Source organism: Streptomyces sp. NPDC088915 (assembly GCF_044749825.1).
Lineage (GTDB): Bacteria > Actinomycetota > Actinomycetes > Streptomycetales > Streptomycetaceae > Streptomyces.
The window spans coordinates 408,507-425,146 of record NZ_JBIVIR010000005.1 but is presented as its reverse complement, the minus strand read 5'-3'; the positions used below and the strand labels follow the sequence as shown (position 1 = coordinate 425,146).

11 protein-coding genes and 4 pseudogenes are annotated in these 16,640 nt (G+C 71.4%); 5 read left to right on the top strand and 10 right to left on the bottom strand.

Translation table 11 applies throughout. The features are described from left to right. A partial coding sequence (locus tag ACIP5O_RS12425) for a S8 family peptidase (protein WP_401291905.1) occupies positions 1-1,182 on the top strand: 1,182 nt, incomplete at its 5' end. A 154-nt stretch (positions 1,183-1,336) separates the two neighbouring features. Then, complete coding sequence (locus tag ACIP5O_RS12420; RefSeq protein WP_401291902.1) at positions 1,337-2,887, top strand: ABC transporter substrate-binding protein; 1,551 nt, start codon at positions 1,337-1,339, stop codon at positions 2,885-2,887. 231 nt (positions 2,888-3,118) lie between these two features. On the opposite strand, the pseudogene ACIP5O_RS12415 reads toward ACIP5O_RS12420, so the two are convergent. Then, a pseudogene (locus tag ACIP5O_RS12415) lies at positions 3,119-3,925 on the bottom strand (transposase family protein). A gap of 113 nt (positions 3,926-4,038) precedes the next feature. Here ACIP5O_RS12415 and ACIP5O_RS12410 point away from each other — a divergent pair. Continuing rightward, positions 4,039-4,203, top strand: a pseudogene (locus ACIP5O_RS12410) (pyridoxamine 5'-phosphate oxidase); the annotation flags it as partial. Positions 4,204-4,506: 303 nt separating this feature from the next. Here ACIP5O_RS12410 and ACIP5O_RS12405 read toward each other — a convergent pair. The 3 genes and pseudogenes from ACIP5O_RS12405 to ACIP5O_RS12395 all read right to left on the bottom strand — a co-directional run. Continuing rightward, positions 4,507-4,626 (bottom strand): annotated as a pseudogene (locus ACIP5O_RS12405) (transporter); the annotation flags it as partial. Between the two features lie 13 nt (positions 4,627-4,639). Continuing rightward, the gene (locus ACIP5O_RS12400) at positions 4,640-5,236 is read right to left on the bottom strand and encodes a hypothetical protein (RefSeq protein WP_401291899.1); all 597 of its coding nucleotides are present in this window, start codon (positions 5,234-5,236) and stop codon (positions 4,640-4,642) included. 87 nt (positions 5,237-5,323) lie between these two features. Further along, positions 5,324-6,127 (bottom strand): annotated as a pseudogene (locus ACIP5O_RS12395) (IS5 family transposase). 728 nt (positions 6,128-6,855) lie between these two features. On the opposite strand from ACIP5O_RS12395, the gene ACIP5O_RS12390 reads away from it, so the two are divergent. After that, positions 6,856-8,223, top strand: coding sequence for an MFS transporter (locus ACIP5O_RS12390; RefSeq protein WP_401291896.1), 1,368 nt, complete (start codon positions 6,856-6,858; stop codon positions 8,221-8,223). 66 nt (positions 8,224-8,289) lie between these two features. Here ACIP5O_RS12390 and ACIP5O_RS12385 read toward each other — a convergent pair whose 3' ends face one another. The 6 genes from ACIP5O_RS12385 to ACIP5O_RS12360 form a co-directional block, all read right to left on the bottom strand. After that, positions 8,290-10,185, bottom strand: coding sequence for a helix-turn-helix domain-containing protein (locus ACIP5O_RS12385; protein ID WP_401291893.1), 1,896 nt, complete (start codon positions 10,183-10,185; stop codon positions 8,290-8,292). A gap of 67 nt (positions 10,186-10,252) precedes the next feature. After that, positions 10,253-11,080, bottom strand: a complete 828-nt coding sequence (locus ACIP5O_RS12380; RefSeq protein ID WP_401291890.1) for a 3-hydroxybutyrate dehydrogenase — start codon at positions 11,078-11,080, stop codon at positions 10,253-10,255. A gap of 55 nt (positions 11,081-11,135) precedes the next feature. Beyond that, positions 11,136-11,618: an NUDIX hydrolase gene (locus tag ACIP5O_RS12375; protein ID WP_401291888.1), complete on the bottom strand. Its 483-nt coding sequence runs from the start codon at positions 11,616-11,618 to the stop codon at positions 11,136-11,138. Between the two features lie 70 nt (positions 11,619-11,688). Further along, the gene (lnt, locus tag ACIP5O_RS12370; protein ID WP_401291886.1) at positions 11,689-13,539 is read right to left on the bottom strand and encodes an apolipoprotein N-acyltransferase; all 1,851 of its coding nucleotides are present in this window, start codon (positions 13,537-13,539) and stop codon (positions 11,689-11,691) included. Between the two features lie 129 nt (positions 13,540-13,668). Beyond that, positions 13,669-14,235, bottom strand: a complete 567-nt coding sequence (locus ACIP5O_RS12365) for a hypothetical protein (protein ID WP_401291884.1) — start codon at positions 14,233-14,235, stop codon at positions 13,669-13,671. A gap of 62 nt (positions 14,236-14,297) precedes the next feature. Further along, positions 14,298-15,092, bottom strand: a complete 795-nt coding sequence (locus tag ACIP5O_RS12360) for a glutamate racemase (protein ID WP_401291881.1) — start codon at positions 15,090-15,092, stop codon at positions 14,298-14,300. A gap of 58 nt (positions 15,093-15,150) precedes the next feature. Between ACIP5O_RS12360 and ACIP5O_RS12355 the strand changes: the two genes are divergently transcribed. Continuing rightward, positions 15,151-16,344, top strand: coding sequence for a glycosyltransferase (locus ACIP5O_RS12355; protein WP_401291879.1), 1,194 nt, complete (start codon positions 15,151-15,153; stop codon positions 16,342-16,344). Positions 16,345-16,640 lie beyond the last annotated feature (296 nt).

Sequence of the window (16,640 nt, the reverse complement as noted above, 5' to 3'; positions counted from 1 at the left end):
CGCCGCCTGGGCACGGGCGCCGCCCTGGTCGAACTGCCCGAGGCCGACAAGGTCCAGGACGCGCAGAAGGTCGCGGCGGCCTTCCTCGCCGACCCCGACGTCGCCTACGTCGTCCCCGACCGCCGGGTGTACGCCACCGCGGTCGACCCCGCCGAGTACGGCTACCAGTGGGACCTGTACGAGACCACGGCCGGCATGAACGTTCCTGCGGCCTGGAAGCAGGCCACCGGCAAGGGCGTCACCGTGGCGGTCATCGACACCGGCATCACCAAGCACACCGAGCTGAGCGCCAAGCTGCTGCCGGGCTACGACTTCATCTCCGACACCTGGACGGCCAACGACGGCGGAGGCCGCGACAACGACCCCTCCGATCCCGGGGACTGGCGGAAGACCGGGGAGTGCGGCAAGGACAAGTACGGCAACCCCGTCCCGTCCGGCGACAGGAACAGCTCCTGGCACGGCACCCACGTCGCCGGTACGATCGCGGCCGCCGCCAACGGGTCCGGCGTGGTCGGCGTGGCCCACGAGGCGAACATCCTGCCCGTCCGCGTCCTGGGCAGGTGCGGCGGATCGACCTCCGACATCATCGACGCCATCACCTGGGCGTCGGGCGGAACCGTGAGCGGAGTGCCCGCCAACAAGAACCGCGCCGCGGTCATCAACATGAGCCTGGGCGGCGAGTTCGCCTGCGACCAGGCCTACAACGCCGCCCTCAAGGGCGCCGTGGACCGGGGCACCACCGTCGTCGTGTCCGCAGGCAACGACGACGCGGACGCCGCTGGCTACAGTCCGGCCGGCTGTGCCAACGTCGTCACCGTCGCCGCCTCCGACCGCGAGGGCAACCGCGCCGAATACTCCAACTACGGCAAGGCCGTCGACGTCACCGCGCCCGGCGGCGAAAACGACGTGCGCGACGCGGACGGCATCTGGTCCACGCTCAACAAGGGGACCAAGTCCCCGGGCGACCAGACCTACGCCTCCTACCAGGGCACCAGCATGGCCGCCCCGCACATCGCCGGCCTGGCCGCGCTGCTGAAGCAGAAGAACCCCTCCCTCACCCCCGCCCAGATCGAACAGGTCATCAAGAACAACACGCGCGCCCTGCCCGGCACCTGCTCCGGCGGCTGCGGCACCGGACTCTCCGACGCGGACAAGACCCTGTCGGCCGTCACCGGCGGCTGATCCCGGCTCCGTACCGGCCGGCCCTTCCCCCCTGATGCCCGACAGCCCCGGCGGCTTTCCCCCCGCCGGGGCTGTCCGGTGTCGCGCCGGTCACCCCCCACTCCCCCACACGGCCTCGTCCCTCCCCCCCCCCACGCAGAAGGAAGACACTCACATGAAGCGCAGAAGCCTCGGCATCGCGGCGGGAGCCTGCGTATTACTGGCGGCCTGCGGTTACCCGTTGCTGCCGCTGACGACCGCGGCGGAAGAGCCCCTCGTCGTCGGGACGGCGAACAACCTCACCCACCTCGACCCCGCCGGAGGGTACGACAGCGGGTCCTGGGCGCTGTACAGCAACATCTACCAGAGCCTGCTCACCTTCGACCCCGGGGCGAGCATGCCCCGGCCCGACGCGGCCGAATCGTGCAAATTCGACAAGACCTTGACCGTCTACCGCTGCAAAATGCGTGACGGCCTCACGTTCTCCAACGGGCATCCGGTCACCGCCGCGGCCGTGAAGCACTCGTTCGACCGCATCCTGGAGATCCGGGATCCCCTCGGGCCTTCGCCGCTGTTCACGAACCTCCATTCCGTAGAAGCGAACGGCTCCACCGTGACCTTCCACCTCGCGACGCCGGACGCCACCTGGCCCTCCAAGATCGCCACACCGGCGGGGTCCATCGTCGATCCCGCTGAATTCCCCTCCTCCAGGCTGCGGACGCAGTGGAACGTCCCAGGCTCTGGCCCCTACACCATCTCCTCCTACACAAAAGACGCCCGGGTGGATCTCACACCGAGCGCCACCTACAAGGGAGCAGTCCACCGGAAGGGCCATCCAGTAGAAATCCACTACTACAAGACGGCCCAGGACGTGGAGAGAGCATGGGAGGCGAAGGAGATCGAGGTCGCCTATGCCGGTCTCACCGCCGCGGCCCTCGCCGCTCTCGAAGACGGCGATGACCCGAACGTACGCCTCTCCATCGGGGAGAGCACAGTGACGCGGTACCTCGTCCTGAACACATACCCACCCCGCCGCCCTCTGGGAAGCGTCGCGGTACGCAGGGCCCTTGCTGCGCTCGTTGACCGGGGACGCCTGGCGGAAAAGGTTTTCAAGGGCACCACATCGCCGCTCTACTCTCTGGTCCCGCGAGGCGTCACAGGGCACGGTACCGATTTTTACGACCTCTATCCCGAATCGGATCCGGAGTGGGCGACGCGAAGTCTGCGTGCCGCCGGCATCTCTACTCCGGTGCGCATCGTCCTGGGCCACCAGGCCGGCAACGCGGCCGTCGAAGCGCGCGAACTGAAGACACAACTTGAGAGGGAGGGGTTGTTCAGGGTCGAGCTCATCGAGGAGGCCGACTGGGTCACCTACCAGGAACGGCAGAAGAAGGGCGAGTTCGACGCCTACGTGCTGCAATGGGGTCCCGATTTCCCCGATCCGGACACCTTCGTCCAACCGCTGGTAGGAAGCGGCAACACCCTTCACAACGGCTACGCGTCCGCCGAGATCGACAGCTCGATCAAGGAGACGCAGCGATTCGTCGAACGCAGTAGAAGTGTTCCGTGGTTCCAGTCGATCCAGCGAGTGGTCGCGGAGGAAGTTCCACTGGTACCGCTCTGGCAGAAGAAGAGCTACGTGGTGACCCGCCCCACGATCGCCGGAGGCCATCACCTCGTCGCGGATAACAATGGCATATGGCGGCTGTGGGAACTAGACCGCTAGGTCCGGTGGAGCAGACGGATCCGCCAGCCCCCACCATGTCTCTCCAGAATGGCACTGTTCCTTTGCAGTGATCACCTTCCGAGGCGTCTTGCTGGTTGCCTGTCATTCCTCCGGGTCGGCCGGCGGATCGTAGGCGGTCAACAGGTGCTCGATGCGCTGGTTGTTGATGGACTGCCGGTCGTAGAGACACTTCGCGTAGCGGGTCAGGAGGACCTCGACACTGAGCCTCTTTCATCCTGAATAGCTGCATGTCAGCAGTGTGTGAATGGCTTGGACGATGGTGCCGATGCGGCGGGTGGAGCATCGGGCCCGGCGGAGGACGCGCCAGGACTTCAGCTGTGCGAAGGCGCGTTCGCCGGGAACTCTGAGTCGTGCGTGATCACGGTTGAACCGCTGGTAGTGCTCGGGCTGTTCGCGGTGGTTCTTGTACGGGGTGCGAACGGTGGCGCCGGCGCCCTGGTAGGCACGGTCGGCCAGGACGAGGATCTGCCGGGTCAGGCAGGCCTGGACGATGCCATGGGCCCAGGCCGCGGTCAGATCATGAGCGCGGCCCGGTGTCGCACGCGAGAACCACAGCGGTGTCCCGTCGGGACGGGCGATGACCTGCACGTTCATGCCGTGCCGGCGGTGCTTCATCGAGTAGTACGGCTCATCCGCACGGATGCGATCGATGGGGATCAGGGTCCCGTCAACGATGACGTGGTCGCCTTCACCGAGGCCGGTGAGCGCTTCGTGGAGACCGGGTGCCCAGCCGGCCAGGACGTCCAGCGTCTCGTCGACGTACCTTCAGGCAGTGGCCTGCGATATCCCGAACCCGGCTCCAAGCTGCGAGAACGTCTCGTTCTTCCGCAGATGGACCAGTGTGAGCAGTGCCTGCTGGAAGCAGCCGAGCTTGCGCCACCGGGTGTTGCAGGCCCGGCGGTGCTCGTACAACAGCCAGGAAACATGCTCAACCAGCTCGTGCGGGACGTCGAGCATGGCAGGATACCGAACCACCAGGGCCCCTCCGGTCGCCAGCGTGTTGAGTGAGATCACCACGCCAACGACCAGGGGCCCTGCCTCGTCACCACACCTGCTGACCAGCCCATTTCACCCTCCGGCACAGGATGGAAGAGGCTCACTGATCGTTTCAGAATGAGGTCCGGCGCTGATGCACCTTGGAGGGCACGGCCGTCGTCAAAGACGCCCCCGCCGCCGCCGACGCCGAGCGCCGGTACGCCGAGCGGTACAAGACCCCGCGGGTCAACCCGAACCGAGTCGTCACCGAGATCACCGCCACCCGCGCTATGGGGACCGCCAAGCCCTCCGGCTGGTAAGCCTGCTCCTCCATGGTTGCCGTGGCAGGCGCCGGCCGAAAGAAGGGCCCGCCCATCGAACGAGACTGCCTAGGCGTCCGTCCGCCGACCGCCTCCCCCCGGTCGGCGGGCGGAAGCGTAAGGGCAGTTCCCCGATTTCCGAAATCGGGGAACCTACAGATGATGGGGCATTCCACCGCCACGCCCCTGCCCACCCGTCGAAAGGCCGATCCCACGCCGCTCCCACTTCACCACCACCCCAGCGCCCTGTCCTACCCGGCCGCAGCCGGCCCTCCGTCCGGAAAGTCCGGAGGTCGGCTCGTCCTACGCTCCCGCGTAGGCCAGGCGGAACAACTCGCCGGCACGCTCCACGTCCCGCTCCGAACGGAGTTGGACCTCCAGGTCCCCCGTGCCGTGATGCCCCAGGTCCGTCACATCCCGGGTAAGACGTCGTTTCTTATGGCTGCGGTGCGGAGTGGACAGCTTCAGGGAAGCCCAGCTCGTCCAGCAGCGCGTCGAGCAGCTCCTCCACGAAGGTCTCCCGTGTGCGCAGCAGCTCCTCGATCCGAGGCTGCTGCGCCGCGGCTTGGACACCAGCTGCTGACGCCCACATGAGAGCGCCTTCGGCGTCAGCCGGTACGTCCGCATCGAGCTCTGCGCGCTTGTGTCCGATGGCCTCGTCGAACTCCGGGGTGGCCATCCACAGGCTCACGTCGTCCACGTCCTCGGGTTCCTCGACGAGGAGAGCAGCGGCGTTGTCCAGGTTGAGCCATGCCTGCCAGCGGTGCCCGTCAGTGTCCAGGCCGGTCACGAGGGCGACGCTGCTGTCGGAGACATCGGCGACACAGGCTGGCACTCCGGTCCATTCGACCAAGGTGGACAGGTGCTCGTCCTCCCAGATGCCTTGTTCCAACTGCAGAGTCTGCCAGCCACCCGGCCGCGGCTGCCACTCGTGTACGTCGTCCCTCAGCCCTGGACCGGTGCTGCCGAACAGGGGTGCTTCCAGCAACGGACGCTCGCTGCGCGCAAAGACTAGGTGACCGGAAAAGCCCATGGAACCTCCTCGTCGAATCCCAGCGCACCCTACGAGCTGTCACTGACACCACCGGTGCTGGCCGACTGTCGCTCCCGGCCGACCGGCTCACCGGATCCACCGGCGGTAGCTGATGAGGACTGCTGCTATGCCAACGAAGGCAAGGAAGTGTTCGGCTTTGCGCTCGTACCGCCGGTGGAGCCGTCGGCAGCCAGCCAGGACACGGTTCTCTCGACCACCCACCGATGCCGGCCCAGCCGCTGTGAGGACTCGACACCTCTGCGGGCAATGCGGTGACGGATCCCCCGCCGGCGGAGCCATCGCCGCAGATGGTCGTAGTCGTAACCCTTGTCCGCATGCAGCTTCGCCAGCCTCCGGCGCCGGGGCCCACGGCGCGATCGGATGGGCGGGATGCCGCGCACGAGCGGCTCCAGCCCCTGGCTGTCGTGCATGTTCGCGCCGGAGATCCCCAGGGACAGCGGCAGTCCGTTTCGGTAGGTGATCAGGTGAATCTTCGGTCCCAGCTTGCCGCGGTCGGTCGGATTCAGTCCGGTCAGCGGCCCCCTTTTACAGCCCACAGGCTCACCGAGTCGATCGCGCACCGCGACCAGTTCAGCTCGCCCTGCGCTCCGAGCTCGTCGAGGATCACCCGATAGAGCTTCGCCCAGACCCGGTCCCGGCTCCACTGGGCGAACCTGCGGTAGACCGTGGGCCAGGCCGGTCCGAATACCGGCGACAACTGCCGCCAGGTGCAGCCTGAAGTCGCCACGAAGATGATCGCGCCAGGGCCTCACGGTCGCCCGCCCGGCGTCGGCCACCGTCCTGCGGACGCTTCACCTCAGTTGGCGGCACCACCCGCCGGAACAGCACCCACAGCTCGTCCGGTACCAGCCGCTCAACGAGACCCGTCATGCACGGATCAACGAACGATCACGCCATAAGAAACGACGTCTTACCAGCGACTCGCCTTTCTCTCCGCTCACCCAAGGCACCCAGGAGGCGACGGAAGGATGCATGGCGCGGATCTCCTCGTCGAGGCCCGCGAAGAGGGAACGGTGCCGCTCCTCGGCCCGTACGGTCACGCGGTCCGGTGTGCCCCTGCCAGCGGACGTCGGTGTCAGCAGGGGTGAGGATCGGTGGTCCGATTTCACCGCGAGGTCGACCAGTCCTGGCGCCACGAGGTCGTTGGCGACGCGCTGGACGTTCCGGTGGTCGGCGTACCCAGGCGCCCCGCGGCCCGGGGCCCGGGGCCCGGGGCCGTGAGTGACTCCTCAGAGACGACGCTCCGAACACTGCCACTGCGCCTGATCCGTCACACATGCGGTGTTTCCACTCTCCGTAGTCAGCACCAATCCAGCACGGGAGGGGTGAAGAGGGGTGATGACGTGGGCTTTCAGTCAGCACGAATCCAGCACGGGAGTCAGCACCGCACCGTCAAATCACCCCGGACCAGGGCAACAGAGACAGCCGCTCCCACAGTCCTTCCGGGCCCTCCGGGAAGGCCGCGAGGGGCTGCCATGGCGGCTGAGCGCACTTGCCCACCTCAAACTGTGGTGTCCCACCACATACGCCCCTGACCTGCGCCTTCCTACGGTGTGGCGACACCGAAACGTCCCCGCACATGCCTGGAAGTGGTGCACATGGCCGCCGCAACACCCTCCCCGACCCCACCCGGATCCCTCAAGCGGATCGTCGCCGCCAGCCTCATCGGCACCACCATCGAGTGGTACGACTTCTTCCTGTACGGGTCCGCCGCGGCGCTCGTGTTCAACAAGCTGTTCTTCCCCGAGTCCGATCCGCTGGTGGGGACCCTGCTGTCCTTCCTGACGTACGCGGTCGGGTTCGCCGCGCGGCCGCTCGGGGCGCTGGTGTTCGGGCACTACGGCGACCGGCTCGGGCGGAAGAAGCTGCTGGTGCTCAGCCTGCTGCTCATGGGCGGGGCGACGTTCGCCATCGGACTGCTGCCGACGCACGCCACCGTCGGGTCCGCGGCCCCCGTGCTGCTGACCGTACTGCGGCTCGTGCAGGGCTTCGCGCTCGGCGGGGAGTGGGGCGGGGCCGTCCTGCTCGTGTCCGAGCACGGGGACGCGAAGCGGCGCGGGTTCTGGGCCTCGTGGCCGCAGACCGGCGCCCCGGCCGGGCAGTTGCTGGCCACCGGTGTGCTGTCCGCGCTGACCGCGCTGCTCTCGGACGCCGCCTTCGCCTCCTGGGGCTGGCGCATCCCGTTCCTGCTCTCCGGCGTCCTCGTGGTCGTCGGCCTGTGGATCCGGCTCTCGGTCGACGAGTCGCCCGTCTTCAAGGCCGCGCTCGCCGCCGCCGAGGAGCGCAAGGCGGTCGCCGGGCAGGTCGAGAAGATGCCGATCGTGGCGGTGCTGCGCCACCACTGGCGGGACGTGCTCATCGCGATGGGCGCCCGCATGGCGGAGAACATCTCGTACTACGTGATCACCGCGTTCATCCTGGTGTACGCGACCACCCAGGTCGGCCTCTCCAAGCAGACCGCCCTGAACGCCGTCCTCATCGGGTCCGCCGTCCACTTCGCCGTGATCCCGCTCTGGGGCGCGCTGTCCGACCGGATCGGGCGCCGGCCGGTGTACCTGATCGGCGCGATCGGCGTCGGGGCCTGGATGTTCCCCTTCTTCGCGCTCATCGACCGGAGCACCTTCGGCAGCCTGCTGCTCGCCGTCACCGTCGGCCTGGTCCTGCACGGGGCGATGTACGCGCCGCAGGCGGCCTTCTTCTCCGAGATGTTCGCGACCCGGATGCGCTACTCCGGCGCCTCCATCGGCGCCCAGTTCTCCTCCGTCGCCGCCGGCGCGCCCGCCCCGCTCATCGCGACCGCGCTGCTCGCCGACTACGGCAGCTCGACCCCGATCTCCCTGTACGTGATCGCCGCCGCGCTGCTGACCGTCGTCGCCGTGGTCTGCGCCCGCGAGACCCGCGACAGGGACCTCGGCGAGGTCGCCGACCGGACCCCCGAGGACTCCCGGGTCCGCGCCGACGCCTGACGCACGGGACGCAGGAGAAGGCCCGGGCCCCGCTCGCCGTGAGCGGGGCCCGGGCCTTCTCCTGCCTCATCTGCCCCCGACCGCGTCCGCGAGGGCGTGCAGCCGCAGCGCGAGCTGGATCTCCAGGGCCCGCGCCGGGGACTGCCAGTCGGGACCGAGGAGCCGGCCGATCCGCTCCAGGCGCTGGGCCACCGTGTTGACGTGGACGTGGAGTTCGTCCTTGGTACGGGCGGGACTCATCCCGCTCGCGAAGTACGCGTCCAGGGTGCGGACCAGCTCCGTGCCGCGCCGCCGGTCGTAGGCGACGACCTGGCCCACGGTGCGGTCGACGAAGCCGCCGATGTCCCGGCCGTCCGCGAGCAGCAGGCCGAGGAAGCCGAGGTCCTCGGCGGCGGCGCCCTGGCCGGAGCGGTGCAGGAGCCCCAGCGCGTCGAGGCAGCGGCGGGCCTCCTCGTACGCGACGGCCACCTGGTCCGGGTGGTCCAGGGGCGCCCGTACGGGGGCGGAGGCGCCGACCGTGACCTGCTCGCGCAGGGTGCCGCCGAGGCTCCTCGCGGTCTGCCGGGCGAGTTCGGCGGCGGTCTCGCCGGGGCCGAGCGGCAGCAGCAGGACCGTACCGCCGTCGCGCGCGGAGGCCAGTCCGTGGCGGGTGGCGGCCAGGTGGGAGGCGGCCGACCACAGGCGCTGCCGGTCGGCGCTCTCGCGGCGGCCCGCGTCGGTGTCGGCGGCGCCGCCGGCGGGCCGGTCGATGCGGGCGGCGAGGACGACGTGCGGGGCCTCGCTGTCGGTGCGGAGCCGGGCGGCGCGCTCGCGCAGCAGGCGGCGGTCCCGGTCGGGGGCGTCGAGCAGGTCGTCGAGGAGTTCTCCCCGTACCCGCTGCTCGGCCTCGCCCGCCGAGCGGCGGGCGAGCAGCAGCAGGGAGGTGACCAGGGCGGCGCGCTCCAGGGTGCGCTGGTCGACGGGGTCGAGGTCGGGCCGGCCGTGCAGGACGAGGGTGCCCAGGGTCTCGCCGCCCGCGGAGACCGCGGCGAGCCAGTCGTCGCCCTCGCGGACGGCGTGGCCCCCGGCCCGGCGCGCGGAGCCCGCGCCCGCCTCGGTGAACTCGACGGTCCCGCCGAGGACTTCGGAGACGGCGCGGGCCACGTCGTGGACGCCGCCGCCGTGCAGGACCAGCTCGGAGAGGCGGTCGTGGACCTCGGAGGCCCGCTCGATGACGCCGCTGTGCTCGCGGATGATGTCGTTGGCCCGTTCCAGCTCCGCGAGGGCCGAGCGGGTCTCGGCGAGGAGGTTGGCCGTGTCGATGGCGACGGCGGCGTGCGCGGCGAAGGAGCCGAGGAGCGCGACCTGTTCGCGTTCGAAGACCCTGGCCCTGCGGTCGGCCGCGAACAGCACCCCGATGACCTGGCTGCCGAGGCTGAGCGGCACCCCGAGGATGGCGACGAGGCCCTCGTCCCGTACGGCCGTGTCGATGGTCCGGGTGTGCTGGAAGCGCGCGTCGTCGAAGTAGTCGTCGGTGACGTAGGGGCGGGCGGTCTGGGCGACGAGGCCGCCGAGCCCCTCGCCCATGCCCAGTCTGAGCTGCTGGAAGCGGGCGGAGACGGAGCCCTCGGTGACCCGCATGTAGGTGTCGCCGGCGGCCGGGTCGTTGAGGCTGAGGTAGGCGACCTCGGTGCCGAGGAGCGAGCGGGCGCGCTGGACGATGGCGCGCAGGACCGCGTCGAGGTCGCGGAGTCCCGCGAGGTCGTGGGCGGTGGCGAAGAGCGCGGACAGCTCCGCCTCGCGCCGCCGCCGTCCCTCCAGCTCGGCCCGGACCCGCAGGGCGAGCTGCTTGGCCTCTTCGAGGTCGGCCAGCGCCTCGGGGCCCGCGCCGCTCGCGCGGGCGAGCAGCACGGGCCGGTCGTAGGCCTCCGTCGCGGCTCCCCGTGCGAGGAGTTCCAGGTAGGAGACGTGTTCGTGGGACATGGACACAGGGATACCTGCCGTACGTGTGGTCGCACCACCCCTGTGGACAACCTTCACAGGGGCACCTTCAGTGGGCGGTCCAGCCGCCGTCGAGGGTGAGGGAGGTGCCGGTGATGAACGAGGCCTGCGGGGCGCAGAGGTAGAGGACGGCCTCGGCGACCTCTTCCGGTTCGATGAGTCGCTTGAGCGCCGCGTCCTTGAGCAGGACGTCCGCGAGGACCCGCTCCGGCGGGATGCCGTGGGCGGCGGCCTGGTCGGCGATCTGGCGTTCGACGAGCGGGGTGCGGACGTAGCCGGGGTTGACGCAGTTGGAGGTGACCCCGTGCGGGGCGCCTTCGAGGGCGGCGGTCTTGGAGAGGCCTTCCAGGCCGTGTTTGGCGGCCACATAGGCGGACTTGAAGGCAGAGGCGCGCAGCCCGTGGACGGAGGAGATGTTCACGATCCGCCCCCAGCCCTGCCCGTACATGTGCGGGAGGGCGCCCCGGATGAGCCGGAACGGCGCCTCCAGCATCACGGTGAGGACGGTGTGGAAGACGTCCGGCGGGAACTCCTCGATGGGGCGCACGAGCTGGAGCCCGGCGTTGTTGACGAGGATGTCGGCGCCGGCGGCGGCCGTCTCCGCGGCGTCCAGGTCGGTCAGGTCGAGCAGCCGGGGTTCGAGCTCCCCGGGGAGCGCGGAGGCCTCCCCGGCCAGGGCCTGCAGGCCCTCGGCGGCCCGGTCGACGGCTCTGACCCTGGCTCCGGCGGCGGCGAGCCGCAGCGCGCAGGCGCGGCCGATGCCGCCGGCCGCGCCGGTGACGAGCGCGGTGCGGCCGGTGAGGTCGAGGGCGAGTCCGGCCGCGCGGGGCAGGGGTGCGGCGAGGTCGGTACCGGGGGTGGTGACGGGAACGCTCATGCTCCGCACCCTATGAAGGGCCCCCTCCCCCACCGATGTGCTTTGGACCCATAGTTCAGCCGGATGCTGTGGTGCGGAACCATGTGGGTTCGTCGGCGAGCGCCTTCTCGATCCGCAGGAGGGGGAAACGCTTCATCTCCGGCAGGTCGTCCACCTCGGACCAGCCGACCTCGGTCGACTCGTCGTCGTTGACCCGCGCCTCGCCGCCGACCGCGCGGCAGCGGAAGGTCACGTCCATGAACTGGCACCGGTCGCCGTTGGGGTAGACGACGGGCTCGCCGAGGGTCTCGACGAGCACGATCCGCTCGACCTCGCAGCGCACGGCGGTCTCCTCGTACACCTCGCGCACCGCGCAGTCGGCGGGCTGCTCGCCCGGCTCGACGATGCCGCCGACGATCGACCAGCGCCCGTTGTCGGAGCGCCGCCCGAGCAGCACCCGGCCCCGGTCGTCGAACACGACGGCGCTCACCCCGGGCAGGAAGAGGAGCTGGTGACCGGCCGTCTCGCGCAGGGCCCGGATGAAGTCGGGGGTAGCCATGGACCGACCCTAGATCATGTACGGCCGCCGTCGACCGACGCCTGTCGGCCCCGGCTCCGGCCGCCCCGGCTCACTCCGCCCGCGTGCGGCGGGCCCGTACGGAGCGGAGCGCCGACCAGCCGAGACCGGTGGCCGCGAGCACCATGAGGAGGAGCTCGGGAAGGATGCCCATGCGGGTCGCGGGGGTCTGCGAGGAGCGCAGCGGCACCTTCTCGACCAGGACGTCCGGGGTGAACATCCTCGTCTGCGCGACGACCTCGCCGTCGGGGCGGATGACCGCGCTCACCCCGCTGGTGACGGGCACGACCACCGCCCGGCTGTGCTCGACGGCGCGCACCCGGGACATCGCGAGCTGCTGGTAGGTCATCTCGCTGCGGCCGAAGGTGGCGTTGTTGCTGGGGACGGTGATGAGCTGCGCGCCGTGGGTGACGGTGTCGCGCACGGCCCAGTCGAAGGCCGCCTCGTAGCAGGTGGCGAGGCCGACCTTCGTCCCCGCGAGGTCGAAGACGCCGATCTTCGTGCCGGGGCCGAAGTCGCGGCTCACCCGGTCCACGTTGCTGTTGAAGAGGCGGACGAGGGACCGCATCGGGATGTACTCGCCGAAGGGCTGGACGTGCCGCTTGTCGTACGTGGCGACCGGGCCGCGCCCGGGCTCCCACTGGATGAGGGTGTTGCGCAGCTTGCCGGTCTCGGGGGCGACGACCGCGCCGATCACGGTGGGCGCGCCGATCGCGCGGACGGCCTCGTCGATGACGTCGGCGGCGTCGGCGTTCGCGTACGGGTCGATGTCCGAGGAGTTCTCGGGCCACAGCACGAAGTCGGGCTGCGGCTCGCGCTTCTCCTTCACCGCCTCGGCGAGCTCGCGGGTGCGGGCGGCGTGGTTGTCGAGGACGGCCCGGCGCTGGGCGTTGAAGTCGAGGCCGAGGCGGGGGACGTTGCCCTGGACCGCGGCGACGGTGGCGGTGCCGTCCTCGGCGGAGTCGTCGACGAGCGGCAGCGCGGCGAGCGCGCCGGTGACCGGGAGGAGCACGGCGAGCGCGGCGGCGACGAGCGGACCGCGCGGGCCGGAGCCGGTACGGCGGGGGGTGGAGGTGCCGGGGGCCGGCCGGGGGGCGTCGGTGGGGGCCGGAACGGCATCGGCGGCGGGCGAGGTGGCCCTGTCGATTTCCGAAGCAATACCGGTGTCCGAAGCAATACCGGTGTCCGAAGCAATACCGGTGTCCGAAGCAATACCGGTGTCCGAAGCAGTACCGGTGTCCGAAGCAATACCGGTGTCCGAAGCAGTACCGGTGTCCGAAGCGGTGACGGTGGCCCGGAGGTCGCGGTGGGCGCGACGCGCGCGGATCAGCCGGGCCGCCTCGTACAGGCCGAAGCCGCAGAGGGCGACGGCGAAGCCGAGCAGGGGGGTGCCGCCGACGGCGGCGAGCGGCAGGAAGACGCCGTCGGCCTGCCCGAAGGCGACCTTGCCCCAGGGGAAGCCGCCGAAGGGCACGCGCGCGCGTGCCCCTTCCGCGAGGATCCACACCCCGGCGGCGAAGAAGGGCCATCCCGGGAGCCGGGAGACGGCCGCGACGCCGAGGCCCGCGGCGGCCACGAAGAGCGCCTCGACGGCGGCGAGCGCGAGCCACGGGCCGGGGCCGACCTCCTCGCCGGTCCACACGAGGAGCGGGAGCAGGAAGCCGAGGCCGGCCAGGTACCCGAGGCCGAAGCCGGCGCGGAGCCGGCGGCCCCGCAGGGCCCAGCCGAGCAGGGCGAAGGCGGGCGGCGCGAGCCACCACAGGGGACGCGGCGGGAAGCTCAGGTAGAGCACGAACCCGGACAGCAGGGCCGCGGCGGGCCGTGCGAACCGTCGCAGCCGGTGGACCGGCGCGGGTGCGGTGTCGGTTTCGGACGCGTCGACGGGGGTGATGGTGGCACTCACCTTGCGGAGTCTACGGGTCGTCCCTGGCCGCCGGGCGTCCGGTGCGGCCCGCCGGGAAGCCCCCTGACCGGCCCGGACGCGGCCTGGAGACGGGGCGACCGTGGTGCGGTGGTCTCCGGGACCGGGCGGTCACGCCCCCGTCGCCGCGGGTGGGCCCGGCGGGGTCAGGCGACGCAGGCGGTCGCGGATGACGCGGACGGCGGACTCGGCGCCGTCGACGGTGACCGTGAAGGTGTGTCCGTCGTCCAGGCGCAGGACCAGGCCCTCGCCCCGCCGGACGATCACGGCCGTGCCCTTCTCGGGGCGCCAGCGGTAGCCCCAGCCGCCCCAGTGGCGCGGGGTGACGCTCGGGGCGAAGTCGGCGCCGACGACGTGGGAGAGCGGGATGCGGCGGCGCGGCAGGCCGATGTGGCCGCAGCGGACCTCCATGGCCCGGTCGTCGACCTGCACGGCCACGTGCACGAAGGCGAGGGTGCCGAAGAGGACGAGCAGTCCGACCGTGACGCAGCCGATCACCGCCATGAGGAGGGCCGCGATGCCCGAGGTCCACTGCAGCTGGACGGCGAGGGCGATGCCCAGGGCCACGCAGGCGACGCCGGCCGCGGCGGCCACCCACTGGAAGCGGTTGGTGGCGCGGCCGGTCCAGACGATGGTCGTCCGCTCGTCGGCGCGGGGGTCCCGGGAATATTCCCTCATATCGGAAAGAATACCCAGTCCGGTCCGGGGCGGCGCGCCGGAGAGAAGCCCTCCGGTGACGCTCAGTGAGCGGGGGCGGTCTCGGTGAGGCCGCGTCCCTCGGCGTAGGCGAGGGCGGCCGCGGGGAGCCGTCCGGGGCGTCCGCTGAGGAGGACGGAGAGGGTGCCGGTGGGGTCGGCGTCGGGGGCGGGCTCGGTGCCGATCCGGCGCAGCGCCTGGGCGGCGACGGCGTCGGCGGAGCCGTGGAAGACGAGCGGCGGGAGGCCCTCGCGGCGGCGCGCCTCCAGGGCGGCGAGGATGCGCTCCTCGACCAGCTCGTAGTGGGTGCAGCCGAGGACGACGGCGCGGACGTCGGGCGGGGTGAGGGCGGCCGCGGCGGCGACGGCCCGGTCCACGGCCTCCTGGTCCGCGTGCTCCACGGCGTCCGCGAGACCCGGGCAGGGCACCTCGGTCACCTCGGCGCCCCCGGCGAAGTCGCGGATGAGTCCGCGCTGGTAGGCGCTGCCGGTGGTGGCCGGGGTCGCCCAGATGGCGATCTTGCCGCCTCCCGCGGCGGCGGGCTTGATCGCGGGCACGGTGCCGATGACGGGGACGTCCGGTTCGAGGGCGGCGCGCAGGGTGGGCAGGGCGTGCACGGTGGCGGTGTTGCAGGCCACGATCAGCGCCCGCGGGCGGTGCTCGGCGGCGGCGAGCGCGACGTCGAGCGCGCGTCCGGTGAGGTCCTCGGGAGTGCGCGGGCCCCACGGCATGCCGTCGGGGTCGTTGGAGAGGAGGATGTCCGCGTCCGGTCGGAGCCGGCGCACCGCGGCCGCCGCCGGGAGGAGGCCGATTCCGGAGTCCATGAGCGCGATCTTCACCCGGTCACCCTAGCCGATGAGCCCTGGATCCCCCGCGTTCTGGGGCAGACTGCCGCGAATGAGCACCCTTGCCTGGTTCGCGTTCGCCTCCCTGGCCGCCTGGGTCTGGCTGCTGCTCGGCCAGGGCTTCTTCTGGCGCACGGACCAGCGGCTTCCGCCCCCGCGCGACGACGAGCACGCGCGCGAGGAGCCGGGGGCGTGGCCGCGCGTGGTGGTCGTCGTGCCCGCGCGGGACGAGGCCGGGGTGCTGCCGCTGAGCCTGCCGTCACTGCTCGCGCAGGACTACCCGGGGGTCGCGGAGGTGATCCTCGTCGACGACGGGAGTACGGACGGCACGGGGAGCCTCGCCGCCGAACTGGCCGGCCGGTGCGGCGGGCTTCCGCTGACCGTGGCGTCGCCGGGCGAGCCGGAGCCGGGGTGGACGGGGAAGCTGTGGGCGCTGCGGCACGGCATGGCGCTGGCACGCGCGCGTGGACCGGAGTTCCTGCTCCTGACGGACGCGGACATCGCCCACGGGCCGGACGGTCTGCGCCGCCTCGTGTCGGCGGCGGTCGGGAACGATCTGGACCTGGTGTCGCAGATGGCCCGGCTGCGGGCCGAGAGCGCGTGGGAGCGCCTGATCGTGCCGGCGTTCGTCTACTTCTTCGCGCAGCTCTATCCCTTCCGCTGGATCAACCGGGCGCGGCCCCGGGCGACGGCGGCCGCGGGCGGCTGCGTGCTGCTGCGGACGGAGACGGCGGTGGCGGCGGGAGTGCCGGAGGCGATCCGGCAGGCGGTGATCGACGACGTGTCGCTGGCGCGGGCGGTGCGGCGGGCCGGCGGGCGGATCTGGCTGGGCCTCGCGGAGCGGGTCGACAGCGTCCGGCCGTACCCGGGGCTCGGCGAGCTGTGGCGGATGGTCGCGCGGAGCGCGTACGCCCAGCTCCGGCACAGTCCGCTGCTGCTCGTGGGGACGGTCGCGGGGCTGGTGGTCGTCTATCTGGTGCCGCCGGTGGCCCTGGTGACGGGCGCGGCGGCCGGGGACGCGCCGGCGGCCTGGGCGGGGGGTGCGGCCTGGGCGGTGATGGCGGGGTCGTACGTGCCGATGCTCCGTTACTACCGGCAGCCGCTGTGGCTCGCCCCGCTGCTCCCGTTCACCGCGTCCCTCTACCTGCTGATGACGGTGGACTCGGCGGTGCGGCACCACCGGGGCCGGGGCGCGGCGTGGAAGGGGCGGACGTACGCGCGCCCGGAGGCGGCGCCGGAGCGGTGAACGCGCTTGCGTGTTCGACACCTTGACCTGACACCGCCGCCCGGCGGCCCGATACCACCGCTCGACGGCCCGGCACCGTCGTCCGACGGCCCGGCGCCGCCCTGCGCCCCCACCCGGCGCCTTCACGGAAAAGGCATTTCCGATACGGGTAGTAGCGTTTTCAATTACGGGGAGTAGCGCCGTCAATTCGGCGCGTACGCGTCACCCCCTAGACGTCGACTTGACGGTCAATCAAGAGCGCCGAGAAGGGCGGGTAATCATGCCCATGATCACTTCCGCCGTACCCTCTCGGCACT